The sequence below is a fragment of the Thermomonospora sp. CIF 1 genome (assembly GCF_001896795.1).
Classification (GTDB): Bacteria; Actinomycetota; Actinomycetes; order Streptosporangiales; family Streptosporangiaceae; genus Thermomonospora; species Thermomonospora curvata.
On record NZ_MOYN02000022.1, the window covers coordinates 501,427 to 525,661 of the forward strand.

At 73.2% G+C, this 24,235-nt stretch carries 19 protein-coding genes; 10 read left to right on the forward strand and 9 right to left on the reverse strand.

All coding sequences use genetic code 11. From position 1 onward, the window contains the following. Positions 1 to 3: 3 nt before the first annotated feature. The 3 genes from BUE48_RS18145 to BUE48_RS18155 are packed head-to-tail and all read right to left on the reverse strand — an operon-like array spanning position 4 to position 2,857. Positions 4 to 942 (reverse strand): NAD-dependent epimerase/dehydratase family protein, encoded by a 939-nt coding sequence (locus BUE48_RS18145; RefSeq protein ID WP_012853968.1) that lies wholly within the window; start codon positions 940 to 942, stop codon positions 4 to 6. Next, positions 939 to 2,108, reverse strand: coding sequence for a cytochrome P450 (locus BUE48_RS18150; protein WP_012853969.1), 1,170 nt, complete (start codon positions 2,106 to 2,108; stop codon positions 939 to 941). The genes BUE48_RS18145 and BUE48_RS18150 overlap by 4 nt, the downstream gene beginning before the upstream one ends. Then, positions 2,105 to 2,857 carry a glycosyltransferase family 2 protein gene (locus tag BUE48_RS18155; RefSeq protein WP_286990618.1) on the reverse strand — a complete coding sequence of 251 codons (753 nt, stop codon included), beginning with the start codon at positions 2,855 to 2,857 and terminating at the stop codon, positions 2,105 to 2,107. The genes BUE48_RS18150 and BUE48_RS18155 overlap by 4 nt, the downstream gene beginning before the upstream one ends. Before the next feature lie 138 nt (positions 2,858 to 2,995). On the opposite strand from BUE48_RS18155, the gene BUE48_RS18160 reads away from it, so the two are divergent. From BUE48_RS18160 to BUE48_RS18190, 7 genes are all read left to right on the forward strand, one after another. Next, positions 2,996 to 4,192, forward strand: coding sequence for a cytochrome P450 (locus BUE48_RS18160; protein ID WP_012853971.1), 1,197 nt, complete (start codon positions 2,996 to 2,998; stop codon positions 4,190 to 4,192). Between the two features lie 99 nt (positions 4,193 to 4,291). Then, positions 4,292 to 5,455, forward strand: coding sequence for a steroid 3-ketoacyl-CoA thiolase (locus BUE48_RS18165; protein ID WP_286990619.1), 1,164 nt, complete (start codon positions 4,292 to 4,294; stop codon positions 5,453 to 5,455). Between the two features lie 25 nt (positions 5,456 to 5,480). Next, complete coding sequence (locus BUE48_RS18170; RefSeq protein ID WP_012853973.1) at positions 5,481 to 6,479, forward strand: MBL fold metallo-hydrolase; 999 nt, start codon at positions 5,481 to 5,483, stop codon at positions 6,477 to 6,479. A gap of 247 nt (positions 6,480 to 6,726) precedes the next feature. Beyond that, complete coding sequence (locus BUE48_RS18175; protein WP_286990620.1) at positions 6,727 to 7,983, forward strand: cytochrome P450; 1,257 nt, start codon at positions 6,727 to 6,729, stop codon at positions 7,981 to 7,983. A gap of 320 nt (positions 7,984 to 8,303) precedes the next feature. Beyond that, positions 8,304 to 9,662 (forward strand): glycosyltransferase family 4 protein, encoded by a 1,359-nt coding sequence (locus BUE48_RS18180; protein ID WP_286990626.1) that lies wholly within the window; start codon positions 8,304 to 8,306, stop codon positions 9,660 to 9,662. Then, a complete protein-coding gene (locus BUE48_RS18185) occupies positions 9,649 to 10,416 on the forward strand; it encodes a class I SAM-dependent methyltransferase (protein ID WP_012853976.1) in 768 nt (255 codons plus the stop codon). Before BUE48_RS18180 ends, BUE48_RS18185 begins: the two co-directional genes overlap by 14 nt. After that, complete coding sequence (locus BUE48_RS18190; RefSeq protein ID WP_286990621.1) at positions 10,406 to 11,548, forward strand: prenyltransferase/squalene oxidase repeat-containing protein; 1,143 nt, start codon at positions 10,406 to 10,408, stop codon at positions 11,546 to 11,548. Before BUE48_RS18185 ends, BUE48_RS18190 begins: the two co-directional genes overlap by 11 nt. A gap of 64 nt (positions 11,549 to 11,612) precedes the next feature. Here the strand turns inward: BUE48_RS18190 and BUE48_RS18195 are convergent, their stop codons facing one another. Further along, positions 11,613 to 12,308 (reverse strand): class I SAM-dependent methyltransferase, encoded by a 696-nt coding sequence (locus BUE48_RS18195; RefSeq protein ID WP_012853978.1) that lies wholly within the window; start codon positions 12,306 to 12,308, stop codon positions 11,613 to 11,615. A 376-nt stretch (positions 12,309 to 12,684) separates the two neighbouring features. Between BUE48_RS18195 and BUE48_RS18200 the strand changes: the two genes are divergently transcribed. Both BUE48_RS18200 and BUE48_RS18205 read left to right on the forward strand, forming a co-directional pair. Continuing rightward, entirely contained in the window at positions 12,685 to 12,876 is a 192-nt protein-coding gene (locus tag BUE48_RS18200; RefSeq protein WP_012853979.1) for a ferredoxin, read from the forward strand. Positions 12,877 to 13,298: 422 nt separating this feature from the next. Continuing rightward, positions 13,299 to 15,059 carry a DUF8508 domain-containing protein gene (locus tag BUE48_RS18205; RefSeq protein WP_012853980.1) on the forward strand — a complete coding sequence of 587 codons (1,761 nt, stop codon included), beginning with the start codon at positions 13,299 to 13,301 and terminating at the stop codon, positions 15,057 to 15,059. Between the two features lie 318 nt (positions 15,060 to 15,377). Here the strand turns inward: BUE48_RS18205 and BUE48_RS18210 are convergent, their stop codons facing one another. The 5 genes from BUE48_RS18210 to BUE48_RS18230 all read right to left on the reverse strand — a co-directional run bounded on the left by BUE48_RS18210 (position 15,378) and on the right by BUE48_RS18230 (position 22,955). Then, entirely contained in the window at positions 15,378 to 18,299 is a 2,922-nt protein-coding gene (locus tag BUE48_RS18210; protein WP_012853982.1) for a hypothetical protein, read from the reverse strand. 644 nt (positions 18,300 to 18,943) lie between these two features. Further along, positions 18,944 to 19,561, reverse strand: a complete 618-nt coding sequence (locus BUE48_RS18215; protein WP_012853983.1) for a GTP-binding protein — start codon at positions 19,559 to 19,561, stop codon at positions 18,944 to 18,946. Further along, positions 19,542 to 19,982: a DUF742 domain-containing protein gene (locus BUE48_RS18220; RefSeq protein WP_012853984.1), complete on the reverse strand. Its 441-nt coding sequence runs from the start codon at positions 19,980 to 19,982 to the stop codon at positions 19,542 to 19,544. The genes BUE48_RS18215 and BUE48_RS18220 overlap by 20 nt, the downstream gene beginning before the upstream one ends. After that, positions 19,975 to 20,394, reverse strand: a complete 420-nt coding sequence (locus BUE48_RS18225) for a roadblock/LC7 domain-containing protein (protein WP_012853985.1) — start codon at positions 20,392 to 20,394, stop codon at positions 19,975 to 19,977. The genes BUE48_RS18220 and BUE48_RS18225 overlap by 8 nt, the downstream gene beginning before the upstream one ends. After that, complete coding sequence (locus tag BUE48_RS18230; protein ID WP_012853986.1) at positions 20,391 to 22,955, reverse strand: nitrate- and nitrite sensing domain-containing protein; 2,565 nt, start codon at positions 22,953 to 22,955, stop codon at positions 20,391 to 20,393. The genes BUE48_RS18225 and BUE48_RS18230 overlap by 4 nt, the downstream gene beginning before the upstream one ends. A gap of 255 nt (positions 22,956 to 23,210) precedes the next feature. Between BUE48_RS18230 and BUE48_RS18235 the strand changes: the two genes are divergently transcribed. After that, a complete protein-coding gene (locus BUE48_RS18235) occupies positions 23,211 to 24,182 on the forward strand; it encodes a sirohydrochlorin chelatase (RefSeq protein WP_245536891.1) in 972 nt (323 codons plus the stop codon). Positions 24,183 to 24,235: the final 53 nt, after the last annotated feature.

Here is a 24,235-nt window from a genome sequence, read left to right on the forward strand (position 1 = left end):
CGCTCACCAGGCGGCGGCGCCCGCCAGGCCGGTGGGGGCCGGGTCGTAGCCGAGGACCGTGCGGGCGGCGGTGATGTCGAGGGTGCGCTCCACCGCCAGGTGGCTGAGGGCGTAACGGGTCAGGCGGGGCGGGCGGCGGCTTCCGGCGGCCAGGAAGGCGCCCTCGACGGCGCAGGCCAGCGGCCATGCGGCCGGCAGCGGCAGGTAGACCGGGCGGGCGCGGATGCCCCGCTCGGCCAGGATCTGCCGCAGGGCCTCATCGAGCACCACCGGTTCGGCGTCGGTGACGTTGAAGATCCCAGTGGTGACCGGGCCGGTGGCCGCCAGCAGGCAGGCCTGCACCAGGTTGCCGATCGAGGTGAGGCTGATGAGCTGCCGCCCGTCCCCGACGGCGGGCAGCACCGGGCCGCGCACCGCCGACAGGACGCGGGGCAGCAGGGTGGTGTCGCCGGGCCCGTAGACGGCGTGCGGGCGCAGGATGATCGCCGGGCGTTCGCGCATGGCGGCCAGCACCACGCGTTCGGCGGCGGCCTTGGAGGCGCCGTAACCGTTGAGGTAGCGGGTGACCGGCGCCTGCGATTCGCGCGCCCGCACGGTGGGACGGTGCGGGTCGTAGACGCTGGCGGTGCTGACGTGGACGAACCGCGCCCCGGGAAAGGACGCCAGGACGTTCTTGGTGCCGATCCAGTTGACGCGGAAGAAATCGCCGATCGGCCCCCAGTCGGTGACGCTGCCGGCGCAGTGGATGACCGCGTCCACCCGCGGCGCGTCCGGGAGCGGGCCGGTGGTGATGTCCCAGGATCGGTAGCGGGCGCCGCCGATGTGCTCGGGCGGGGTGTGGGCGCGGCGGCCGTAGGCGAACGTCTGGACGCCGCGTTCGGCCAGGGCGCGGCAGACGGCGCCCCCGACGAAGCCCGAGGCCCCGGTCACTGCGATCTTCACGCCTGAGCCTTCCGGATGACGAAGGTGCGGTAGGTCGGGATGAGCACGCCGCGCGCCGCCCTGCGGCGGACGATGGTGATCGGCGCGGCCCGCAGCACGGTCCGGGCGACCGCGCGGGCCTCGGCCATGGCGAGCGGGTAGCCGATGCAAAAGTGCGGGCCGGCGCCGAACCACAGCCGGTTCAGCTCCGGGGGGTGGGGCCGGTCCAGGTCGAAGGGGCCGTGGGCGCGGCAGCAGTTGTGGGTGACGATCAGCACCCGGTCGCCGGGGCGCACCTTCACGCCGCCCACCGTCGCGGGGGCGTGGACGCTGCGCAGCATCACCGGGGTCGGGGTGGTCACCCGCAACGTCTCCTCCAGCGCCGTATCCAGCAGGGACGGGTCGGCGGCCACCCGCTCCAGCTCGCCGCAGTCGTGCAGCAGGGCGATCAGCCGCGGCACCAGCGTGGCCACCGTCTCGGTGCCGGTCAGGAAGAACGCCCCGGCGGCGCCGCGGGCCTCCTGCGGTGACAGGCCCAGCGCGCGCATCCGTCCCATGACGGTCTCCTCGTCGCCTGCGGCATAGGCCTTGGCGGCGATGTCGCCGAGCGGGTCGAGCACCCGCCGGGCGCGGGCCACCTGGGACGGCGACAGGCGGCGGGTGCGCAAAGTCACCATCGACACGACCCGCTCGCCCTGTTCGAACAGGTGCCGGTATTCGTCCTCGTCCCGGGTCTCCAGCCCGATGACGTGGCTGATCACCGCGCCGGCCAGCACCCGCATGGCGTCCACCAGGTCGACCGGGCGGCCCTGGTGGAGCCGTTCGGACAGCCGCGCCAGGGGCTCGGCCAGGACCTGCTCGCACAATCGCTCGGTGTAGGCGGGGGTGAACAGGTCCGCCAGTTTGCGGCGCAGCCTGCGGTGCGCCTCGCCCTCCATGTTGAGCAGCACGGACGGGCCGAGCACGGGGGTCCACAGGTCGCCGGGCGAGCCGGGGCCGTCCTTGCGGAAGGTGCGCCCGTCCAGCAGCACCCGGCGGGCCAGGGCGGCGTCGTTGATCACCACGCCCACTCCGGGCACCCGCACCGCCGGGCCGCACCGGGCCAGGACGCGCAGCAGCGGGTAGGCCAGGGGGTGGGCGGCCAGGTACAGCCGCCGCTCCCAGCGCCGTTCCGGTGCCGTGCTCATCGGACGTCCACGATCTGCGGGGTGTGGCGGTGGTCGGCGTACCAGGCGATGGTGCCGAGCAGCCCGTAGGCGCGCAACCGCCGCACCGAGCCGTAGACGACCACGTCTTTGCGCCTGCCGTAGGCGGTGGTGAGCCGGCGGACGCGGTTGTGCAGGGCGCGGTCTTCGTGGACGTCCTCGATGCGGGTGCGGGGGAATCCGCCCGCCTCCTGGTAGAGGGCGGCGGTGATGGCCACGTTGCAGCCCGGCATCATCAGGTACGGCCCCAGGTAGGCGGGGTCCCGGTTGCCGCTCCGGTACCGTCCGGCCAGCGCCCCCAGGTTCAGCACGGCCGGCAGCAGATGCCGCTCCCACCATTTGAGCGGGAACTCGTCGGTGCGGGGGCGCAGCGGGCCGCTGACCATCTGCAGCCCGTCGGCGAAGGCCCGTTTGATCGCCGCGATCCAGCCGGGGTGCGGCAGGCAGTCGGCGTCGGTGCGGGCCAGGTGCGTGGCCCCCTGGGCGATGGCGTACCGGAAGCCGGTGTCGGCGGCGGCCCCGGTGCCCTTGCGGGGCTCGCCGATCAGCCGCAGGTCCATCTCGGGGTGCTCGGCGGCGAATCTCTCCACGATCCCGGCGGTGGCGTCGGTGCTGCCGTTGTCGACCACGACCAGGCGGAAGTCCCGGTCGGTCTGCCCGGTCAGCCGTCGCAGCGTCGCCGCGATGGAGCGCTCTTCGTTATAGGCCGGCACGGCCACCCATAGATCCACCCGCGAAAATGTACAGATCACACCAAAACCACACATGGGTTGTGACACTTGGGACCGGCTCCGGTCAGCCGGGCCCCCTGCCGCACCGTACCCGGCTGATGGCAGGCCCACGGGGGTGTCCCACGGCAGGGAGGTCGGATGAGGGGCGGGACGAAGACCGGGGCGAAGATCGCGGCGCGGCATGAGGCGCGGCTGCTGTGGGCGGGGAACCCGGGGCTGTACGCCCTGCTGCAGGCGGCCCGGCACACCGCGCCCATCCAGCGCTTCCCCCGGCTGGGCTGGGTGGTGACCGACCCGCTGCTGGCCCGGCGGGTGCTCAACGACGCCGCGCATTTCGGCATGACCGGGGAGGGCGGCGTGGGGCATCTGTGGTCCCAGCTGTTCGGGGAGGAGATGGCGCAGTTCTTCGGCGGTCCCAGGCACGCCGAGGTGCGCGCCCGCGCCCGCGACCTGTTCACCGAGGACGGCGCCGCGGCCCTGGTGGAGCGCTCGCAGGGGGCGCACTACCGGGCGCTGGCCGAGCGGCTGGCGCGCGGCGAGGTGGTGGACGTGGCCGACTCCACCCGGGTGCTGGCCGGGCGGATGGTCGCCGACCTGCTGGGGTTGCGCCTGGAGGAAGGGGCCGGGGACGAGGCCTACCGGGAGCTGTTCTCCGCCGGGGAGCGGCTGGCCGCCCTGGCGATGGGCACCACCGCCTCGACCGTGCTGCCGGCCGGGGTGCTGCACCGGGCCCGCGCCATCGTGGCCGACATCACCCGGGGCGTGGCGGAGGGCTACCGGACCGCCGGCGCGGACACCATCTTGGGCCGCTGCCGCCAGATGGGGCTGGGCCTGCCGATGACCCGGGCGCTGGCGACGCTGCTGGCCATCGCGGGCACCGAGACCGGCGCCTCGGGGACCTCCCGCACGGTGGCGCTGCTGCACGACACCGGCCAGCAGGCGGCGCTGCTGGCCGACCCGTCGCTGCTGCCCAACGCGGTGCGCGAGGGGCTGCGGGTGGCCACCCCGGCCCCGGTCATCGGGCGCAGCGTGCGGCGGGACGCCACGGTCGCCGGGCGGCTGCTGCGGGCGGGCGAGCGGGTGCTGGTGCTGACCTATCTGGCCGACAACGGCGCGGGGCCGTTCGACATTCACCGCCCTTATGTGCCGGAGACCCGCCAGTTGTGGTTCGGGGCCGGCCGGCACCTGTGCCTGGGCGCGGCGGTGGCCCGCACCCAGGTCGCCCGGATGCTGCAGACCCTGACGGCGTCCGGCCCCTACCGGATCGTCGCCCGCCGTCCCGCCCGCCGCGTCCTGGTGCCGACCTACGCGAGCCTGCTGGTGCAGGCGGCCTGAGGCGGCCCGGTTCCGTTCAGCCGACCCCGGGCTTTCCCGCCGCAGGCGAACCGGTTACCTTCCTTAAGGAATGAATTTCGTTCTAGTGGGAGGGGCCGTATGGCAGAGCCGGTGATCGTGGAGGCCGTCCGGACGCCGATCGGCAAGCGGGGCGGGTGGCTGGCCGGGCTCAAGCCGGCGGCGGTGCTGGCCCACGCCCTCAAGGCGGTGATCGAGCGCGCCGGCATCGACCCGATCGAGGTCGAGCAGGTCTTCGCCGGCTGCGTCACCCAGGCCGGTGAGCAGGGCGGCCACATCGGCCGGCAGGCCTGGCTGTACGCCGGCCTGCCCTGGCAGACCGGGGTCACCACGCTGGACGCCCAGTGCGGCTCCAGCCAGCAGAGCGTGCACCTGGCCGCCGCGATGATCGCCGCGGGCGTGGTGGACGTGGCGATCGGCTGCGGCGTGGAGGTGATGAGCCGGGTCCCGCTGGGCACCAACGTGCAGGTCGGCGGCACCCCGCGGCCGGACGACTGGTCGCTCGACATGCCCAACCAGTTCGAGGCCGCCGAGCGCATCGCCGCCCGGCGCTCGCTGACCCGCCAGGAGCTGGACGCCTTCGGGGTGCGCTCCCAGCAGCTGGCCGCCAAGGCCTGGGCCGACGGCCGGTTCGACCGGGAGATCGCCCCGATCGAGGCGCCGGTGCTGGATTCCGACGGCAACCCCACCGGCGAGACCCGCACCGTCACCCGCGACCAGGGTCTGCGGGAGACCACCGCAGAAGGCCTGGCCAGGCTCAAGCCGGTGATGGGCGAGGGCGGGCTGCACACCGCCGGCACCTCCTCGCAGATCTCCGACGGGGCCGCCGCGGTGCTGCTGATGTCGGCCGAGAAGGCCAAGGCGCTCCGGCTGCGCCCGCGCGCCCGGCTGCGCGCCCAGGTGCTGGTCGGCGGGGAGCCCTACTACCACCTCGACGGGCCGGTCCAGGCGACCGAGCGGGTGCTGCAGCGGGCCGGCATGACCATCGCCGACCCGGACATCTTCGAGATCAACGAGGCGTTCGCCTCGATCGTGCTGTCGTGGGCCAAGGTGCACGGCCCCGACATGGACAAGGTCAACGTCAACGGCGGCGCCATCGCGCTGGGCCACCCGGTGGGGGCCACCGGGGCCCGGCTGATCACCACCGCGCTGCACGAGCTGGAGCGCCGGGACGGCGCCACCGCTCTGGTCACCATGTGCGCCGGCGGTGCGCTGGCCACCGGCACCATCCTCGAACGCTGCTAGTCCCCGGCAAGAGAAGAGCTATCGCGTGGCCGTCACACCTGAACCGGAGAACCTGGGCGGAGGCGTTTGGAGCGTTCCCGTCCCCATCCCCGACAACCCCCTGGCGTACACGCTGGTGTACGCGCTGGAAAGCCGGCGCGGGCCGGTGCTCGTGGACGCGGGCTGGAACCACCCGGACGCCTGGACGGCGCTGCGCGACGGGCTCGCCTCGCTGGGGATGTCCATCGAGGAGGTCTACGGGGTGGTGGTGACCCACCACCACCCCGACCACTCCGGGCTGGCCGGGCGGGTGCGGGAGTCCTCCGGCGCCTGGATCGCCATGCACCACAACGACGCCGAGGTCATCCGGGAGTTCCGCCGCAAGGTGGCCGCCGACGCCGGCCGCACCTGGGAGTCGGACGCGCTGCGCCGGGCCGGGGCGGACGCGCAGGAGGTGGCCGCGCACCGCACCGGCAGGCCGCCGGTGGACCCGCCCGCCGTGCCGGACCGCGAGCTGGCCGACGGCGATCTGGTGGATCTGCCGGGTCGCAAGCTGCGCGCCATCTGGACGCCGGGGCACTCCCCCGGCCACATCTGCCTGCACCTGGAGGACGGCGACCGGATCTTCACCGGTGACCACGTCCTGCCGCGCATCACCCCGCACATCGGGCTCTTCCCCCTTGATGAGCCCCACCAGGACCCGCTGGGCGACTTTTTGAGCTCCCTGGAGCGGGTGGCGGAGATGCCGGCCGGGGAGGTGCTGCCGGCCCACCAGTACCGCTTCACCGGGCTGGCCGAGCGGGCCCGCCAGATCATCGAGCACCACGAAGAGCGCATCGGTGAGGTGCTCGCCCTGCTGTCGGATGAGCCGGTCACGCTGTGGGAGGTGGCGTCGAAGATGCGCTGGCGCTACCCGTGGGAGCACATGCCGCCGCACGGCCGCTACATGGCCGCCGGCGAGGCCGCCGCTCATCTGCGCGCCCTGGAGCGCCGCGGCAAGGTCCGCCGCCACGATGCGGAGCTGCTGACCTTCACCCTCGCCTGACGCCCGCACTGTTGTCGCAAGGCTCGGCCCTGATGGGCCGGGCCTTTTTCTATACCCCGCCCGCTGGCGTGTAACACCGGTCTGGACTGAAGTCTCGAAGTGAGATGAAACACTCGTGAATACATCGAACTAGACCCTTGTTGAGACTGGAGTCTCATGTTAGAACCTGTTTCAGCCCTGGTCTGCCGAGCAAGCGCTCGGCCGCTTCGATCCCAACCCCACCCCGGCACTGCACGGAAGGATCGCCATGCGCACCGTGACCGCCACGCGCCCAGAGATCGATCTCATCAGCCCGGAGGTCTACGAACGCGGCGGCGTCCCGCATGAGCAGCTGAAATGGCTGCGCGAGAACGACCCGGTGCACTGGCACCCCGACCCCAACGAGGGCGTGCCGGGCTTTTGGGCCATCACCCGCTATGAGGACCTGAAGTTCGTCTCACGGCACCCGGAGCTGTTCTCCAGCCACCTGCGCACCTCGCTGTTCGAGGAGTTCAGCGACGACGACATCGCGCTGTACGGCATGATGATGCTCTTCCAGGACCCTCCCGAGCACACCCGCAACCGGCTGAAGGTCAGCCGGGGCTTCACCCCGCGGATGGTCAAGCAGCTGGAGGGGCACATCCGCGACATCTGCAACGAGCTCATCGACGAGGTGGCGCCGCGGGGCCACGCCGAGTTCGTGGAGGAGATCGCCACCCCGCTGCCGGCGTACGTGATCTGCGAGCTGCTGGGCGCCCCGCAGTCGGACCGCAAGATGATCTGCGACTGGTCCAACCAGATCATCGGGTTCAACGACCCGGAGCTGGCGGGCGCCACCGAGGAGGCCGCCCGGCTGACCGGGGAGCTGATGGCCTACGCCGCCGAGCTGGCGGAGATGCGCCGCAACGATCCCCAAGACGACATCGCCACCAAGCTGCTGCAGCCCGACGCGGAGGGCAACGTCCTCAGCGACGAGGAGTTCCAGCTCTTCGTGCTGATGCTGGTGATCGCCGGGCACGAGACCACCCGCACCAGCTCGGCCACCGCCATCCAGACCTTCTTCGAACACCCCGAGCAGTGGGAGCGGCTCAGGGCCGACCGCAGCCTGCTGCGCACCGCCGCCGACGAGATCGTCCGCTGGGCCAGCCCGCTCAACCTGTTCCGCCGCACCGCCACGCGCGATGTGGAGCTGCGCGGCAAGAAGATCAAAGAGGGCGACAAGGTGGTGATGTTCTACCCGTCGGCCAACCGGGACGAGGAGATCTTCACCGACCCCTTCACCTTCGACATCACCCGCGACCCCAACCCGCACGTGGGCTTCGGCGGCGGCGGCCCGCACTACTGCCTGGGCGCCCACCTGGCGCGGCTGGAGCTGATGGTGCTGTTCGACACCATCCTGGACCGCATGCCCGACATCCGCCCGGCCGGCCCGATGCGCCGGCTGCGCTCCAACTTCGTCAACGGCGTCAAGGAGCTCCCGGTGGAGTTCACCCCGTCGGAGCCGCTGTCCCGCTCCTCCGCCTGAGCCCGTCCCGGCTCCAGAGGCGGCCCGTGGAGCCGGCGGGCCCTGTGACGCGTCACCGAACCGCGGGGACGTCCCGTCCCCGCGGTTCCCGCCTGCGCCCGCCCGGCCGCCCCTCTCGCCCGGCTTGAGTGGGGTATGCCGTTTCGAACACTTTTGGACGCAATGCCTAACATAGGACTCGCCGGTAACATCCGCAGGCTAAGGTCGTACTTCGTCAACGGCGTCAAGGAGCTGCCGGTCAGGGGCCTTTGCCCGTCCTGAGCAGGCGCCTTGCGGCCCACTGGGCCAAGGACAGATAGGGGTGGTGCGTGAGCGGGGACATGGACGAGCCGTTGCGCGTGGCCCTGCTCTCGTACCGGAGCAAGCCGCACTGCGGTGGCCAGGGCGTCTACCTGCGTCACCTGAGCCGGGAACTGGTCGCCCTGGGTCACCGGGTGGAGATCCTGTCCGGCCAGCCCTACCCGGAGCTTGACTCCGACGAGATCGTGCTGACCAAGATCCCCAGCCTGGATCTGTACCGCGAGCCGGATCCGTTCCGGACCCCGGCGCTGAGCGAGTACCGGGACTGGATCGACGTGCTGGAGTTCGCCCACATGCGCACGGGCGGATTCCCCGAGCCGCTCACCTTCAGCCTCCGCGCGCTGCGCGAGCTGCGCCGCCGCCGCCACGACTTCGACGTGGTGCACGACAACCAGGTGCTGGGGCTGGGCAACCTGGGCATCCCCCGGCTGGGGCTGCCGCTGGTGACCAGCATCCACCACCCCATCAGCGTGGACCGCAGAATCGAGCTGCAGGCCGCCAAGAACAAGTGGGAGCGGTTCGGCAAGCGCCGCTGGTACGGGTTCGTGACCATGCAGGCGCAGGTGGCGCGGCGGGTCGGGACGATCCTGACGGTCTCGGAGTCCTCCAAGATCGACATCGTCAAGGACTTCAAGGTCGACCCCAGCGACATCGAGATCCTGCCGCTGGGCGTCGACACCCGCATCTTCCACCCCCGCGGGGAGCGCGTCCCCGGCCGGATCGTGGCGATGGCCAGCGCCGACTCCCCGCTCAAGGGCGTGGACGTGCTGCTGCGCGCGGTCGCCAAGCTGGCCACCGAGCGGGACGTGCACCTGGTGGTGGTGAGCAAGCTGCAAAAGGACGGCCCCACCGAGAAGCTGGTGCGCGAGCTGGCGCTGGGCGACCGGGTGCGCTTTGTGTCCGGGATCTCCGACCAGGAGCTGGGCGAGCTGCTGGCCTCCGCCGAGATCGCGGTGGTGCCCTCCCGCTATGAGGGCTTTTCGCTGCCGGCCGTGGAGCACATGGCCTCCGGCACCCCGCTGGTGGCCAGCCGCGCCGGGGCGCTGCCGGAGGTGGTCGGGGACGCCGCCGTGCTGGTGCGGCCCGGGGACGCCGAGGAGCTGGCCGCCACGCTGCGCACGCTGCACGACTCGCCCGCCGAGCGGGCCCGTCTCAGCCAGGCCGGGCTGGCCCGCGTCCAGGAGCGGTACGCCTGGCCCGCGGTGGCGCGGGCCACGGTCGAGCACTACCGGGCGGCCATCGCCCGCCAGAACTACCTGCGGCTCGCCGCGGGAGGGGCCCGGGCAGGCGCGGACCTCCGCTCGCCCAAGGCCGTGAAAGCCACCGGAGGCGCCCTGCGACGCCTCGCACGGAAGGAGCAGCGCCCTGCTGACCGTTGACTTCGAGCGCTTTCCCATCACCCCCGGAGACCATGTCCTGGACATGGGCTGCGGAGCCGGACGGCACGCCTTTGAGCTGTACCGGAGGGGAGCGCACGTCGTGGCGTTCGACCTGGACGCCGACGAGCTGGCCGGTGTGGAGAAGATGTTCCGGGCCATGCGGGCCGCGGGCGAGGTGCCCAAGGAGGCCACCGCCCGGACCGTGCGGGGCGACGCCCGCCGGCTGCCGTTCCCCGACGACAGCTTCGACAAGATCGTCGCCTCCGAGGTGCTGGAGCACATCCCCGACGACATGACCGCCATGAGCGAGCTGCTGCGGGTGCTCAAGCCCGGCGGCCGCCTGGCGGTCACGGTGCCCAGCTGGCTGCCGGAACGGATCTGCTGGGCGCTGTCGGAGGACTACCACACCGCCCCCGGCGGGCATGTGCGCATCTACACCCGTGCCGAGCTGGAGGCCAAGCTCAAGTCGCTGGGGCTGCGGGTGGACGGCCACCACCACGCCCACGGGCTGCACAGCCCGTACTGGTGGATCAAGTGCGCGGTGGGGGTGAACAACGACGACCACCCGCTGGCCAAGGCCTACCACCAGCTCCTGGTGTGGGACATCATGAAGCGCCCGCTGGTGACCCGCCTGGCCGAGCGGGTGCTCAACCCGCTGATCGGCAAGAGCGTGGTGGTCTACTTCACCAAGCCCTCCAGGCCCGGCCGTCCCGGCGTGGACGCCTCCGGGAAGGAGAAGGTGGATGCGGTCTGAGGCCGCCCACCGGCCTCCGTCCGTGCCGGGGGTCGTGACCGCCGAAGAGATCGTGGCCACCGCCCGCAGCATCGTCGCCCAGCAGGAACCCTCCGGCGCCATCCCCTGGTTCGCCCCCACCAACGGAGTGCCGGGGCACGTGGACGCCTGGAACCACGTCGAGGCCGCCATGGCGCTCACCACCGCCGGGCTGCGCGAGCCGGCCCGGCGGGCCTATGAGTGGCTGCGCTCGGTGCAGCGCCCGGACGGGTCCTGGCCGGCCAAGTGGGTGCTGGGCAAGGTCACCGAGCCGGGCGGGGAGTCCAACCACGCCGCCTACATCGCGGTGGGGGTCTGGCACGAGCTGCTGATGACCGGGGATGAGGACTTCGCCCGCCGGATGTGGCCGACGGTGCGGCGGGCGGTGGACTTCGCGCTGAGCCTGCAGACCCCCCGCGGCGAGATCGCCTGGATCCGCAACCCCGACGGCAGCGTCTCCGGCGAGGCCCTGCTGACCGGCTGCTCGTCGATTTACCAGTCGCTGCGCTGCGCGGTGGCGCTGGCCGAGCGGCTGGGCGAGCCGCAGCCGGACTGGGAGCTGGCCGCCGACCAGCTCGGCCATGTGGTGGCCTGCCACCCGGAGGCGTTCACCGACAAGAGCCGCTGGTCGATGGACTGGTACTACCCGGTGCTGGCCGGGCCGATCCGCGGCGCCCAGGCCGAGCGGCGCCTGGCCGAGGGCTGGGACACCTTCGTGGTCGAAGGGCTGGGCTGCCGCTGCGTCAGCGACCAGCCGTGGGTGACGGCCGCCGAAAGCTGCGAGCTGGTGCTGGCATTGGACGCCTGCGGCGACCGGGAGCGCGCCCTGGAGCTGTTCGCCACCATCCAGCACCTGCGGCACGAGGACGGCTCGTACTGGACCGGCTGGCAGTTCGAGAACCAGCGCCACTTTCCCGGGGACCGTTCCACCTACACCGCCGCCGCGGTGATCCTGGCGGCCGACGCCCTGTGCGGCCAGTCCCCGGCCTCCACGCTGTTCAAGGAGATCGCCGGACGCCCCCTGGGGCCGTCCGACCCGGCCGACCCCACCGCCTGCGGGTGCGTGCCGGCCACGCAGACCTCCCTGGCCAACCCGGTGCGGACCAGGATCTGACGGCGCCGGTCCGGGAGACCGCCCAGCGGTCCCGGACCGGCGGACGCTTCATTGCACCGCCGGCTCAGCGCGGGGCCGACAGCGGGTCGCGGTCGTTGACGCGCTCCAGGACGCGCAGCGAGCCCTCGACGCGGCGCTCTTCGAAGGCGCCGCTGGCCAGCGCCCGCAGATAGACGTGGTAGGGGGCCTGCCCGCCGTCGGCGGGGTCGGGGAAGACGTCGTGGATGACCAGCGCCCCGCCGACCATCACCCAGCGGGCCCAGCCCTCATAGTCGGCCTGGGCCAGTTCCTCGGCGTGGCCGCCGTCGATGAACAGCAGCGACAGCGGGGTGCGCCACAGCCGGCTGACCGCCTGTGAGGTGCCGACGATCGCGATCACCTCGTTCTCCAGCCCGGCGGCGGCGATGGTCTTACGGAAGGTCGGCAGCGTGTCCATCAGGCCGGTGAGCGGGTCCACCAGGGTCGGGTCGTGGTATTCCCAGCCGGCCTGGTTCTCCTCCGAGCCGCGGTGGTGGTCCACGGTCACCAGCACCGTGCCGACCCGGCGGGCGGCGGCGCCGAAGTAGATCGCCGATTTGCCGCAGTAGGTGCCGATCTCCAGCATCGGCCCGCGGCCGCCGTAGGTCAGCGCGGTCTCATACAGGGCCTTGCCCTCCGCGGGCGGCATGAAGCCCTTGGCGGCCAGGGCCGCGCGCTCCAACTCCGCGGGCATCGGAGGGTGCTCCGCCGAGGCGCCGGCGGCCGTCGCTGTCTCAGTCATGGTCTCCTCCGCCGGGCACTTTAGCCCGGCCCGTCCGCATGTTCCGCATCCGCCCCGGCCCTGCCGCCCAGCGGGGTGTCAGATAGATCACATCGCTGGGGGGAACACCGCACTGGACATTAGTGAAACATGTTCTATTTTCGTGGTGAGTCCGTGCGTCCGAGATCACAGAATGCCGGATTCCGGGCCGCCGGATGAATCCCGAATGGGATTCGGTATCCTGGGCGCCAGGTCGTCCGGCAGGCAACGGGGCCCGGTGGCGATTTTGTGGCCGAGCCCTCGTCGAGGCCGCACGGCCAAGCGGTACACCCAGTCGGTCGCGCCGTTTCGGGTGGAAGTCCGGGACGGCCGGGAGCAGACGAGGAGCAAGCCCCCCATGGAAGTACGAGTCGACCCTCTGGTCTGCGAAGCCAACGGAGTGTGCGTCGGACTGGCCCCGGAGGTCTTCGACCTGGACGACGAGGATCAGCTGCACATTCTGCAACCGGTTCCACCCGCCGACCTGATCGACAAGGTCCGGCACGCGGTGCGCTCCTGCCCCAAGGCCGCGCTCTCCCTGGAGGAGTGAACCCCTTCCAACACGCCGTCTCCGCAGACCGAGACGGGCACCTCGCGGTCAGGGGCGCTGCCGCGACCTGGAACGTCCCAGCACCGCACATCATCGAGGCTCCGTCCCGGCGCCTTGAGGCCAGGTGTTGAAAAGGTCCGGCAATCCGCCGGTTCACTTCCCGCAGGGCGCATGACGGCGTCTCATCCTCTGCATCTTCCGGCGACGGAAAACCACGCCGCCGCAGGCGGCCGGCAATACGAGGGGGCTGCCGGCCGCCGGGCGCCGGCATCGCCGGCGATCGGTACCATCCAGCACCTCGGACATGTCACCATTCTTCGTGGCAAGCGGCTTGTAATCTCGGTCCTGGGGTGTCGGTGACGTTCCTACGTGTCCTGGCGGGGACGAAAACGGCCGTCGCGGTGGCCCTCGGACTCGCGGTGATGAGCGCGACGACGGCGCAGGCCGCACCGCGACCGGCCCGGCAGATCCATGACATCCAGGGGCGGGGGCACATCTCCCCCTTCCTGGGCAAGAAGGTCACCCGGATTCCGGGAGTGGTGACCGCCACCGCCGAGAACGGCTTTTGGATGCAAGGGACCTCACCCGATGAGGACCCCGGCACCTCCGAGGGCATCTTCGTGTTCACCCGCACCCGTCCCCGGGTCACCGTGGGGGACGAGGTCCAGGTGAGCGGCACGGTCAACGAGTTCCGCCCCGGCGGGCCGAAGTCGGCCAACCTCTCCCGGACCGAGATCGACTCCTCTTCGATCACCGTGCGGCGGCACGGGGCCCCGCTGCCGGCCCCGACGGTCCTGGGGCCGGGCGGGCGCCGGCCCCCCGGCGAGGTCATCGACGACGACGTGCGGGGAGACGTCGAAAAGTCCGGCAAGTACCAGCCCGGCCGGGACGGGCTGGACTTCTATGAATCGCTGGAGGGCATGCTCGTCGCCGTCGACGACGCGGTGGCGGTCGGCCCCCGCTCGGAGTTCGGCGAGATCCCCGTCCTGCCCGCCGGCGGCCAGGGCGCCGGGATGCGCAGCGCACGCGGGGGCATCGTGGCCCGCGCCAAGGACGCCAACCCCGAACGGATCATCCTCGACGACGCCCTGCAGCCGCTGCCGCCGATGAACGTGGCCGACCGGCTGCCGGGCCGCACGCTCGGCGTGCTCGACTACAGCTACGGCGACTACAAGCTGCTGGTGCTGTCGGTCCCCGCCGTCCGCGGCGGCGGCCTGACGCGCACCCGCACCCGCCCGCAGCGGCCCGACGAGCTGGCGGTGGCCACGGTCGCGCTGGACGGTCTGGACCCCGGCGACCCGCCGCAGCGCTTCGCGGCGATCGCCGACCAGATCGTCACCGCCCTGGCCGCCCCCGACCTGGTGACGGTGACCGGCCTGCAGGACAACAGCGGCTCCGACGACGACGGGACGGTGGCCGCCGACCAGACCGTCGCGCAACTGCTGGCGGCGATCTCGGCGGCGGGCGGCCCCGGCTACGACTGGCGTTCGATCGACCCGCTCGACGGCGCGGACGGCGGCGAGAGCGGCGGCAACATCCGGACCGGCTTCCTGTTCCGCACCGACCGGGGGCTGCGCTTTGTGGACCGTCCCGGCGGCACCGCCACCGCCCCGGTCGAGGCGGTCCCCGACGGCGCCCGCGAGGCGGCGCTGTCGATCAGCCCCGGCCGCGTCGCGCCGCAGCACCCGGCCTGGCGGCAGGCGCGCAAGCCGCTGGCCGGCGAGTTCCGGTGGCGGGGACGGCGGCTGATCGCCATCGCCAACCACTGGACGGCCCGCGGCGCCGACGACTCCCTGTATGCGCGCTTCCAGCCGCCGCGCAGGCCCAGCGAGGCCTCCCACGCCGAGCAGGCGAAGGTGCTGGCCGGTTTCGTCCGCAAACTGCGCCGGGCGGGCCCCGGCACCGGCGTCATCGTGACCGGCGGGCTGAACTCCTACGGCCACTCCCGCGCCCTGCGCACGCTGACCGACCGCACCGGGCTGCGCGACCTGGTGGCGGAGCTGCCCCGCAAAGAGCGCTACACCGTGATCTCCGCCGGCAACGGCCATGACCCCGACCACATCCTGGTGAACCGGGCGCTGGCCGAGCTGCCCCATGAGATCGAGGCCGTCCGCCTCAACGCCGAGTTCGCCGACCGGGTCAGCGAGCACGACCCGCTGGTGCTGCGGCTCCGCACCGGCTGAGCCCGCCGCACCCCGTTCCCTGACCACGGACGCACCGCAGAAGTAACCATCGAGTCAGGGACAACTCCCGGCGAGGTCATAGGCAGCCCGGGCGCCGGTGCATACGGTCCATGGGAGCGATCACGGAAAGGGGTCACACCATGTGGATCGGCACTCCCGACTGCCCCGACAAGTGCGGCTGCTACGGCGGGGTCGGCCTCCTGACCGCCCTGCGCGCCGTTGTGAGCGTCGTACGGGACGTTCTGCGCGCCCCGTGAGGGTTTTCCCCGGGCCGCCCTTGAGCGGGCGGCCCGGAGCCGCAGCAAGGCCCGCCGGCCGTCAGGGCAGCGCGGTCCGCCAGAAGGTGACGGTGTCGCCCCGGTGGTCGCCGGTCACACCGGTCGCCACCAGCTCGCCGCCGACGACCGCCAGAGTCGTCAGGCGCTGATCGCCGGGGCCGTCCAGGCCGGTGCCGTGGACGGACCGCCGCTTCCAGGCCTTGCCGTCCGCAGAGGTCCACAAGACGACGTCCCTGCTGCCGGGGGCGCCGGTCGTCCCGGCGATGACCAGGCCGCGCGGGGTGGCGGTCACCGCGGTGACCGTGCCGCCCGCGGTGCCGCCCGGCAGGGTCTGGGTCTGCCAGGTCTTGCCGCGGTCGGTGGAGACGGCGATGAACGGATACGGCTGCTCGGGAGCGCCGGTGCGGCCGGAGCCGAGCGCCACCACCACATCCCCGCCCACGGCGACCTGGGTGAGCGCCCCGGAGGCGATCCCGGCCGGCGGCCCGCCCGGCTGCACCCGCGTCCACTTCTTGCCGTCGGCGGAGGTCCAGACGGCGGGCCGGTCGCCCTTGGGACCGGGCCGGGAGCCCACCGCGACATACCCCCCGGGCACCGCCGCCACATCGCGCATCCGGCCCTCGCCGGTGCCGCCGGCGCGCCTCCACTTCTTGCGGTCGGCGGAGTACCAGGCGACGGCCCGCCGCCCGTCCCGGCCCACGGCGACATAGCCGCCCGCCGCGGCGGCGACCGCCTCCGCATACCCCCCGCCCGGCGGCTTGGAGCCCTTCTTCCAGGTCAGGGCGTCGGAGGAGGTGAACAGCAGCGGATCGGCATCGTGCCGGCCGACCGCCACCCAGCCGTTCTCGCCGCGCACCGCGTCGGTCAGCCAGCGCCGCCGCTGCGGGTCGGGATCATCGCCGAGCCCGCTCGCCCGCCGCCAGGCGTCGCCGCCCGGACTCACCCACGCGGCCGGCTCGCCGTTGCTGCTGCCGACCGCCACCAGGCGGGCGCCGTCGGGCACCAGGGCGCTGATCGCCCGCTCGGTGCGGACGGCGCCGGGCACCGACGCCAGCTTCACCTCGCCGCCGGGCACCGACAGGTAGGCGTCCGGCCCCCGCCGTCCGGCCAGCACCGGCCCGCCGGCCAGCACCGCCACCGCGCCGACCTCGACGCCGGAGACCTCCCCGGCCCGCTGCCAGTTCTTGCCGTCGGTGCCGCGCAGCACCGCCTGCTTGCCGTCGCCGATGTCCACCAGCGCGCTCAGCCCGCTCGGCGAGCCCGCCAGGTGCTCCAGCCCCGCATAGCCGGGGATCCGCAGCCACCCGGCCCCGGTCCACTCGGCGCCGTCCGGCGAGGTCCACACCGCCGCCTGCCGGACGTTCTTGCGGCGCTTGCCCGAGCCGCTGGGCCGCTTGGCCTCCCGGGCGACGAAGAAGCCGCCGGGACCGGCGACCGGTCCCAGGTAGGCCCCGTAGGCGCCCTTGGCGTTGGGCATGTCGATCCGCTTCCAGGTGCGGCCGCCGTCCGGCGAGCGCCAGTACGCCTGCTCGGTGACGGTGCGAGTGACCTTGCGCCGCTTGCCGCGCACCCGTTCGGTCTTGGTGACCTTCTCCACGGCGGTGCCGCCCACCAGCACGGTGCCGCCGGAGGAGACGACGTGCTCCAAAGCGCGGGTCTCACCGAGCGAGGACAGGTCGGCGCGCTGCCAGGAGATCCCGTCGGCGGAGCTCCACAGCGCCCCCTGGGCCTTGTCGCCGGTGCCGCTGACGCCCACCGCCCAGAACCCGGCCGAGGTGCGGGCCAGGGCCTGCACCTTATCCTGCGGGCCGAAGACCGCCGGGGTCTCCTGCCGGGTCCAGGTCAGCGCATCGGTGCTGGTCCACACGACGGTCTGGGCGGCGCCGGCGGACGGTGCGACCGGGCCGCCCAGCGCGACCCAACGGCCGCTGCCCCCGGCCACCTGGCGGGCGACCTCACCCGGCGGCGGCTCGCCGCCGGCGGCCGAGCGCACCGCGGCGCTCTGCCAGCTGCGTCCGGCGTCGGTGGAGACCAGGAAGCGGGCCCGGTCCGGCCCGCCGGTCTCCCCGCCGACCGCCACCAGCGTGGAGCCGTCCCCGGCCACCGCCGACAGCTCCTGGAAGAGGCCGTCGGCGCGGACGGCCGGGTCGGCGGCGAACCACCGGTCGGCCAGGGCGGCACCGGACGGGCTCGGCGCCGGCCCGTCCCCTTCCGTGCCGTCGCTGAGCGCCACATACCCGCTCGTCCCGGCGATCAGCACGATGGCCACTCCCCCGGCCAGCAGCGCCAGCCGCCGGGCGCCGTATTTGTCGGCGGCACGCGAGCGCGGGGCGGCCTGGGCCGACGGGTCGGCGACGACCGGGGACGGCTCCGCGGCAGCGGCCGGGGCCTCCGGCTCCTTTGGGGGCTGCCGTTCCGCCGCCGCCTCCGGGGTCTGCCGCTGCTCTGCCTCCCGCTCTTCCTGCTGCGGCTCCTCCTGTGCCTGCCGCTGTTCCTGCGGCGGGGCGGCGGAATCATCGGCCTGCGGGGCCGCGGAGCCTTCGACCGCCGGCTCGGCGGGACTGTCGACCTGCGGGGCGGCGGAGCCTTCGGCCGCCGGCTCGGCGGGACCCTCGGCGGGCGGGGCGGCGGGGCCGCCGGCCTGCTGGGGAGAAGGGCTTTCGGCCGTCGGGATGGTGACGGCGGTGTGCACCCAGTCCACGCCCGCCTGGTGCCAGACGGCGTGCGAGCGCTGCCAGGGCGAGGAGTTGGGCATCTCACCCGCCCGGCTGCGCGCGGCCCGCCCCCGGCCCCGCGTCTTCGGGGCGCCCGCCTCCTCGCCGCGGCGGGCGGCGGCCGGCTCCGCGACGGCGGAGGACTTTCCCGAGGCGGCCGAGATCCGCTGGAACGGCTCCGTCGGCCGTTCCTCGGGGACGGAGGTGACACGCTCGGCGCTGTCGTGTCCGGGAGTCGTCGCCGTCACCTTTGCTCCCTCCATGCGGAAAACCCGCCCCCTGCGTGAGAATCGCGAGGCAATCGCCGTCGCTGGGACATCTGTGCGCTCAACAACCAATCGTGTCGCAGTGGCGCCCGGGGCGCCATAAGACCTGAGAAAGACGATCTTTATCGGCTTTATCAGCTGTTCATGCGCTGTGACCGAAGTCGGGTTCACTCGCCGCGGCCCGGGATCGCCCAAGCACCGGACCCGCCGCCCCTTTTTCCGCGGGCGGCCGGTACCGCGGGGCTCGACGGACGGCGATGGCCCTCGGGCGGACGGCCCGGCGTCACCGGGATCTGCCGCCTCCCGCCGCCCGGCGGGGAGTCGATGCGGCACCCGGTGCGCTCCGATGAGATGCCGCTCCGCCACTGCGGCGGCTCGCTGGTGCTGGAACTCGGCGGTACCGACGAGCGGCCCGCCCCGGCCGGGCGGACCGTGCCCGGCCGACGGCATCTGGCGGGGCGCCCGGCCGGACGGTGTGCACGGGGCCCTTGCCGGCCGCGCGCTCTCCCCCGGATCCGGCTTTGCGGACTTTCGCTCCCGACCGGTGGGCCCGCCGGATGCGGGCCAGTGCGGCCGGGCGGCCATGGTCGTCCCCGCCGGGAGGCGACCATGGCCGCCCGGCCGGGTCAGCCTCGGCGCGCGGTGGCCATCAGCACGTGCTCGACCAGGGTGATCAGCACCTGCTTGGCCGCCTCCCGGCTGCGCACGTCGGTGGTGATCACCGGGATGTCCGCATCCAGGTCCAGCGCGGCGCGGATCTGATCGGGGGAGTACTGCTTGGCGCCCTCGAAGTGGTTCACCGCCACGATGAACGGCAGCCCGCGCCGTTCGAAGTAGTCCACCGAGGCGAAGCAGTCGGCCAGGCGGCGGGTGTCCACCAGCACCACCGCGCCCAGCGCGCCTTGGGCCAGCTCATCCCACATGAACCAGAAGCGGTCCTGGCCGGGGGTGCCGAACAGGTACAGCACCAGGCCGGTGGGCAGCGTGATGCGGCCGAAGTCCATCGCCACCGTGGTGGTGGTCTTGCCGGACACCAGCGCCGTGTCGTCGACGCCGATGCTCTTTTCGGTCAGCATCGCCTCGGTGCGCAGCGGCCGGATCTCGCTGACCGCGCCCACCAGCGTCGTCTTCCCGACGCCAAAGCCCCCGGCGACCAGGATCTTGACCGCCAGGGACGACTCACGCGGATCGTCCGCCATTCCCCGGGAGGAGGGGTAGGCGGGGTCAGAGCGCATGGAGTCCATCGATCACTTCCTTGAGTACGCGCTCGTTGGGGAACTGAGCGACCGGAGCCGGGCGGCGCACGCGGATCAGTCCGTGGTCGAGCAGATCGCCGAGCAGGACCCGCACCACGCCCAGTGGCAGGTCCAGCTCGGAGGCCACCTCGGCCACCGACAGCGGGGACCGGCACAACTCCAGGATGGTCTGGTGTTCGGGCGCGCCGAGGGCGCGCTCGATGCCGACGGTGGCGGGACCGCCGGCGTCGCCGCCGGTTCCGGCGACGGTCTCTATGATCGCGATCAAGTCGAACTCGTCGCGAACCGGCTTGGTGCGTCCGCCGGTCAGCGCATAGGGCCGGACCACCGGCCCGGCCTCTTCGTCGGCCCACTCCGCATGCCCGCCGGCGCGGCCGCGCCGGCGGAACGGATCCCTGCCGTCAGGCATTGTGCTCGGCGAGCGCCACCCGCGGGTTGGCCGACAGGTGCCGGCCGACCCGGACCACCAGCATGGCCATCTCGTAGGCGATGGCGCCGACGTCGGCCTCGGCGTCGGCCAGCACCGCCAGCGCGGCGCCCTCGCCGGCGGCCGTCACGAACAGGAAGGCCGACTCCATCTCCACGATGGTCTGCCGGGGCCGGCCGCCGCCGAACTCCTGGCCGGCGCCCCGCGACAGGCTCTGGAAACTGGCGGCCACCGCGGCCAGCCGCTCGGCCTCCTCCCGCTTGAGCCCGCGCGAGGAGGCGATGCGCAGCCCATCGTTGGACAGCACCACCGCGTTACGGACATGGGCGACGTTGTCCACCAGATTGTCCAGCAGCCAGTTGAGCTCTCCGCCGGAGTTCGCAACGTCCGTCATCGACCATCCTCCTGTGTCCCCTGGTCATCATGGGCCTCGGCCCTGCCACGCTGCCACCCGCGCTGCATGGCGGCCATCCTGTCGCGCACGACCTCGAACTGCTGCCCGTCGGAGCCGGCCGGCCCGGCGGGCGGCGTCGGCTGCGCGCCCGCGGCCTCGGCGGACTCCTGCCGAAGCGACTCGGCCTCGGCCAGCCCGGGCGGCAGGTGCTGCTGGCGGCGCCGGCGGGGCAGGCCGTCGGCGGTGTACTCCAGCGGCGCCGCCTTGCCGTTCACGGCGCCGTTCAGCGCGCCGCCGGAGGCGGTGCCGGCGCTCCCCTCGCCGGCGGGCCGCGGCGATGCGGCCGAGGCGTCCGCCTCACCCGGCTCGGCGCCGGTGACCACCGCGATCGGGCCCGTGGACCTCTCGGTGGTGCGGCGCCGGCGCGGCAGCTCGGCGGGGACCTGGTCGTCGTCCGCCGCGACGGCCTGCGGCCCGGTCCGTTCCTGCAACGACACGGATGCCACCTCCTGCACTGGGCGGGCCGGATCCGATGCGGCCCGCACGGCGGGCGCCGTCTGCTCCAGCTGCGGCATGCTCCGGCCCGGGGTGCTCCCCGGCAGCTGGGCGCGCAGCTCGGCCGGGGGCAGCGCCCCCGACGGCGACTCCACGATCAAGTCGGCCGGGACGAGCACCACGGCGGTGGTCCCGCCGTAGGGCGAGGCGCGCAGCGACACCTTGATGCGGTGCCGTTCGGCGAGCCGGGCGACCACGAACAGACCGAGCCGGCCCAGGTCCGACAGGTCGAACTCGGGAGGCTCGGCCAGCCTGCGGTTGAGCTCCTCCAGCGTCTCCGGTTTGAGGCCCAGGCCGCGGTCTTCGATCTCCACCGCGAAACCGTTGGGCACCAGCTGGCCGGTGACCTGCACCGGCGAGGTCGGCGGGGAGAACAGCGTGGCGTTCTCGATCAGCTCGGCCAGCAGGTGGATGGTGTCGGCCACCGCGCTGCCGACCAGCGCGGCGGCCGGCATCGACAGCACGTTGACCCGGGTGTAGTCCTCCACCTCGGCGACCGCGCCGCGCACCACGTCCACCAGCGGCACCGGGTTGCGCCAGGTGCGGCCGGCGGTGCGGCCGGCCAGGATGATCAGGTTCTCGGCGTGCCGGCGCATGCGGGTGGCCAGGTGGTCCAGCCGGAACAGGTCGTCCAGCTCGTCGGGGTCCTCGGCGCGCCGCTCCATGGTGTCCAGCAGGGTCAGCTGGCGGTGCACCAGGGCCTGGTTGCGGCGGGCCAGCGTCACGAAGACCTCGTTGATGGCGCGCCGGGTCTCGATCTCCCGGGCGGCGGCCTCCAGCACGGCGCGGCCGGCCTGGGTGAAGGCGTGGCTGATGCGCGCGATCTCGGTGGTCCGCAGGTCCTGCTCGGGCAGCGCGGCCTGCGGGTCGATGCGCTCGTTCCCGCCCTCGCGCACCATGTCGCGCAGCGCCGGCAGCTGCCGGGTGGTGAAGTCGCTCATCGCCCGCGACACCCGGCGGCTCTCCCGGATCAGGCGGTTACCGATCCGCCAGCCCACCACGGTCGACAGCACCAGCGCCAGCAGTCCCAGGCCGCCGACCCCCGCCAGCTGCCGGTAGGTGCGCGAGCGCACCTCGCCGGTGCGCCGGCTGGTGGCGGCGGCCGCCTGGCTTTCCAGCTCGCTCATCCGGGTGAGGGCGATCTCGCTGATGGTGAGCCAGGAGCCCTGTTCCAGGGGCAGGCGCCGGCTGTTCTCCTCGGTCTCCAGCAGCCGCTCCTCCAGGCGCTGGAAACGCGTGTAGTCCGCGCCGGACAAAAACCCCTCATAGGCGGCGCGCTCCTCGGCGGGCAGGCCGGAGACGGCCTCGGTGATGGCCTGGTTCTTGGCCCCCACCAGGTAGTGGAATTCCTCCATCTCCGCCGCGCTCCACCGGCCCGCCGCCAGCACGCCGGTGACCAGCGCGTCCTCCCGGGCCACCAGTTCGCGGGCCCGGCTGAGCAGGGCGAGGTTCTGCAGGTCCCGGGCGATGCGTCCGTCGTGGACGGTCACCGCCCGGAAGGCGCCCAGCAGCCCGTCGATCACCGCGCCGTAGTCGGCCATGACCTGTTCGCGCCGCAGCTCGTGGCGGTCGATCAGGCGGCGCGTGGCCTCCAGCTCCGACAGGCGGGTGGTGACCTGGTCGATGCGCCGCAGCACCTCGGGCTGGAGGCGGGCGCGCACGTCCTCCTCGGCGACCGAGTCCGAAAAGGCGCGGCGGAACTGGTCGGTCTTGGCCCGCTGGGCCTCGAGCCCGGCCCGGTCCCTGGTGCGGTCGCCCACGTAGGCCACCGACATGCGGCGCTCGTGCTGCAGCGAGTTCATCAGCATGATCGCGGGCCGGACCAGTTGCTCGTTCAGGCGGTCGCTGTCGCGCAGCCCCCGCGCGTCCTCGATGGCCGCCGCCGTGAAAAGCACCCACAGACCCGCCAGCGACGCCAGGGGGATCGCCAGCAGGATGATGATCTTGGTCCTGATCGACTGTGTCCGGGAGGAACGGCTGGTGGTCGGTGGCCTGCGGGAGGTCATCGCGCTACTTCGCCCATCATGACGGGGAACCATCCCGATTGGTGTCGGTACGGGGGTTCCGGGAGCTTACTACGTCCATGACCGCGCAAGCTGATCATCCCTGTCTTGGCGTGGGGGGATATTGCCGCGGCAGCATCTCGGTCACCCTCCGTAAGGTGCCTGGACTGTCTCACGAAGATCACAAAAACGGAATATTTGTCCCATAACTCCCACATGCAGGGAATAGGGCACGCAGGCCCAGTTACGATGCCCGCCGTGACCCCTGACAGCGAAGCGCCTCCCGACAACACGATCCCCGAAGGGCTCCCCACTCGGCGGCGCCGCTCGCGCCGCGGTGGCCGGCACCGCGGTGCCGAGTCCTTCGTGCTGCCTCCGGGCGCGCCCCCGCTCATCCTCGCGGTTCCCGGCTCGCTGGAGGCGGCCTCCCCGGTCGCCGCCCCAGAGCTGCCGTCCGACTCGGTGACCGGCATCGTGCCGCCGGTCGGGCCGGGCGTGGTGACCGGAGAGGCGGGCGCGCTGGCCCTGCTGACCGAGCACGTGCACACCGGCCAGCCGGTCACGATCGGTTACCTGGAGGGATCTGCGGCCTCCCTCGGTCAGGCGCTGGCCTATGCCGCCACGGTCGAGCGGGCCCCGGAGATGCCGCCGGCGGTGGTGGTGCCCATGGTGACCGCCCCCGACCCCCGGATCGACCGGACGCTGCGGGAGACGGTCCAGGCCTCCGGGATGGCGGCCGTGATCGCCGAACCGCTGGGCCCGCACCCGCTGATCGCCCAGGCGCTGCACGAGCGGCTGGCCGAGGCCGGGCTGGCCCGGGCCGACCGGATCAGGCTCATGACCACGGTCACCGTGGCCGGCGGGGTGGTGATCGTCGTGCCCGGCGGGCCGGCCGCGGTGCAGGACGCCGAGGTCGGCGCGGTGCTGCTGGCCTCCCGCCTGGCGGTGCCGGTCGCCGCGGCCTCGCTGGAGGACGGGCCGGGCTCCATCAGCCCCGCCGAGGCCGCCGCCCGCCTGCGCGCCTCCGGCGCCACGCACGTGGCGTTCGCGCCGCAGGTGATCGGGCCGGAGGTCGACCCGGCGCAGATGGCGGCGCTGTCCAAGCTGGCCGCCGACACCGGCGCGGGACTGGCGGCACCGCTGGGCGCCCACCCGGTCCTGGCCCACCTCATCGCCCTGCGCTACGTGGAGGCCCTGGAGCGGGTGCTCCGCGAAGCCGAGGGCCAGTGAACCGCAAAGCGCCGCTCCCGCGGGCCTGAGAGAGCCCGCAGGGCGGCTCCTCG

Coding starts and splice junctions, on each gene's coding strand:
- BUE48_RS18160 (WP_012853971.1), top strand. CDS start 2,996: ATGAGGGGCGGGACGAAGACCGGGGCGAAGATCGCGGCGCGGCATGAG.
- BUE48_RS18230 (WP_012853986.1), bottom strand. CDS start 22,955: ATGACCTCCCGCAGGCCACCGACCACCAGCCGTTCCTCCCGGACACAG.
- BUE48_RS18225 (WP_012853985.1), bottom strand. CDS start 20,394: ATGACGGACGTTGCGAACTCCGGCGGAGAGCTCAACTGGCTGCTGGAC.
- BUE48_RS18205 (WP_012853980.1), top strand. CDS start 13,299: ATGAGCGCGACGACGGCGCAGGCCGCACCGCGACCGGCCCGGCAGATC.
- BUE48_RS18200 (WP_012853979.1), top strand. CDS start 12,685: ATGGAAGTACGAGTCGACCCTCTGGTCTGCGAAGCCAACGGAGTGTGC.
- BUE48_RS18165 (WP_286990619.1), top strand. CDS start 4,292: ATGGCAGAGCCGGTGATCGTGGAGGCCGTCCGGACGCCGATCGGCAAG.
- BUE48_RS18220 (WP_012853984.1), bottom strand. CDS start 19,982: ATGCCTGACGGCAGGGATCCGTTCCGCCGGCGCGGCCGCGCCGGCGGG.
- BUE48_RS18175 (WP_286990620.1), top strand. CDS start 6,727: ATGCGCACCGTGACCGCCACGCGCCCAGAGATCGATCTCATCAGCCCG.
- BUE48_RS18180 (WP_286990626.1), top strand. CDS start 8,304: ATGGACGAGCCGTTGCGCGTGGCCCTGCTCTCGTACCGGAGCAAGCCG.
- BUE48_RS18190 (WP_286990621.1), top strand. CDS start 10,406: ATGCGGTCTGAGGCCGCCCACCGGCCTCCGTCCGTGCCGGGGGTCGTG.
- BUE48_RS18150 (WP_012853969.1), bottom strand. CDS start 2,108: ATGAGCACGGCACCGGAACGGCGCTGGGAGCGGCGGCTGTACCTGGCC.
- BUE48_RS18215 (WP_012853983.1), bottom strand. CDS start 19,561: ATGGACTCCATGCGCTCTGACCCCGCCTACCCCTCCTCCCGGGGAATG.
- BUE48_RS18195 (WP_012853978.1), bottom strand. CDS start 12,308: ATGACTGAGACAGCGACGGCCGCCGGCGCCTCGGCGGAGCACCCTCCG.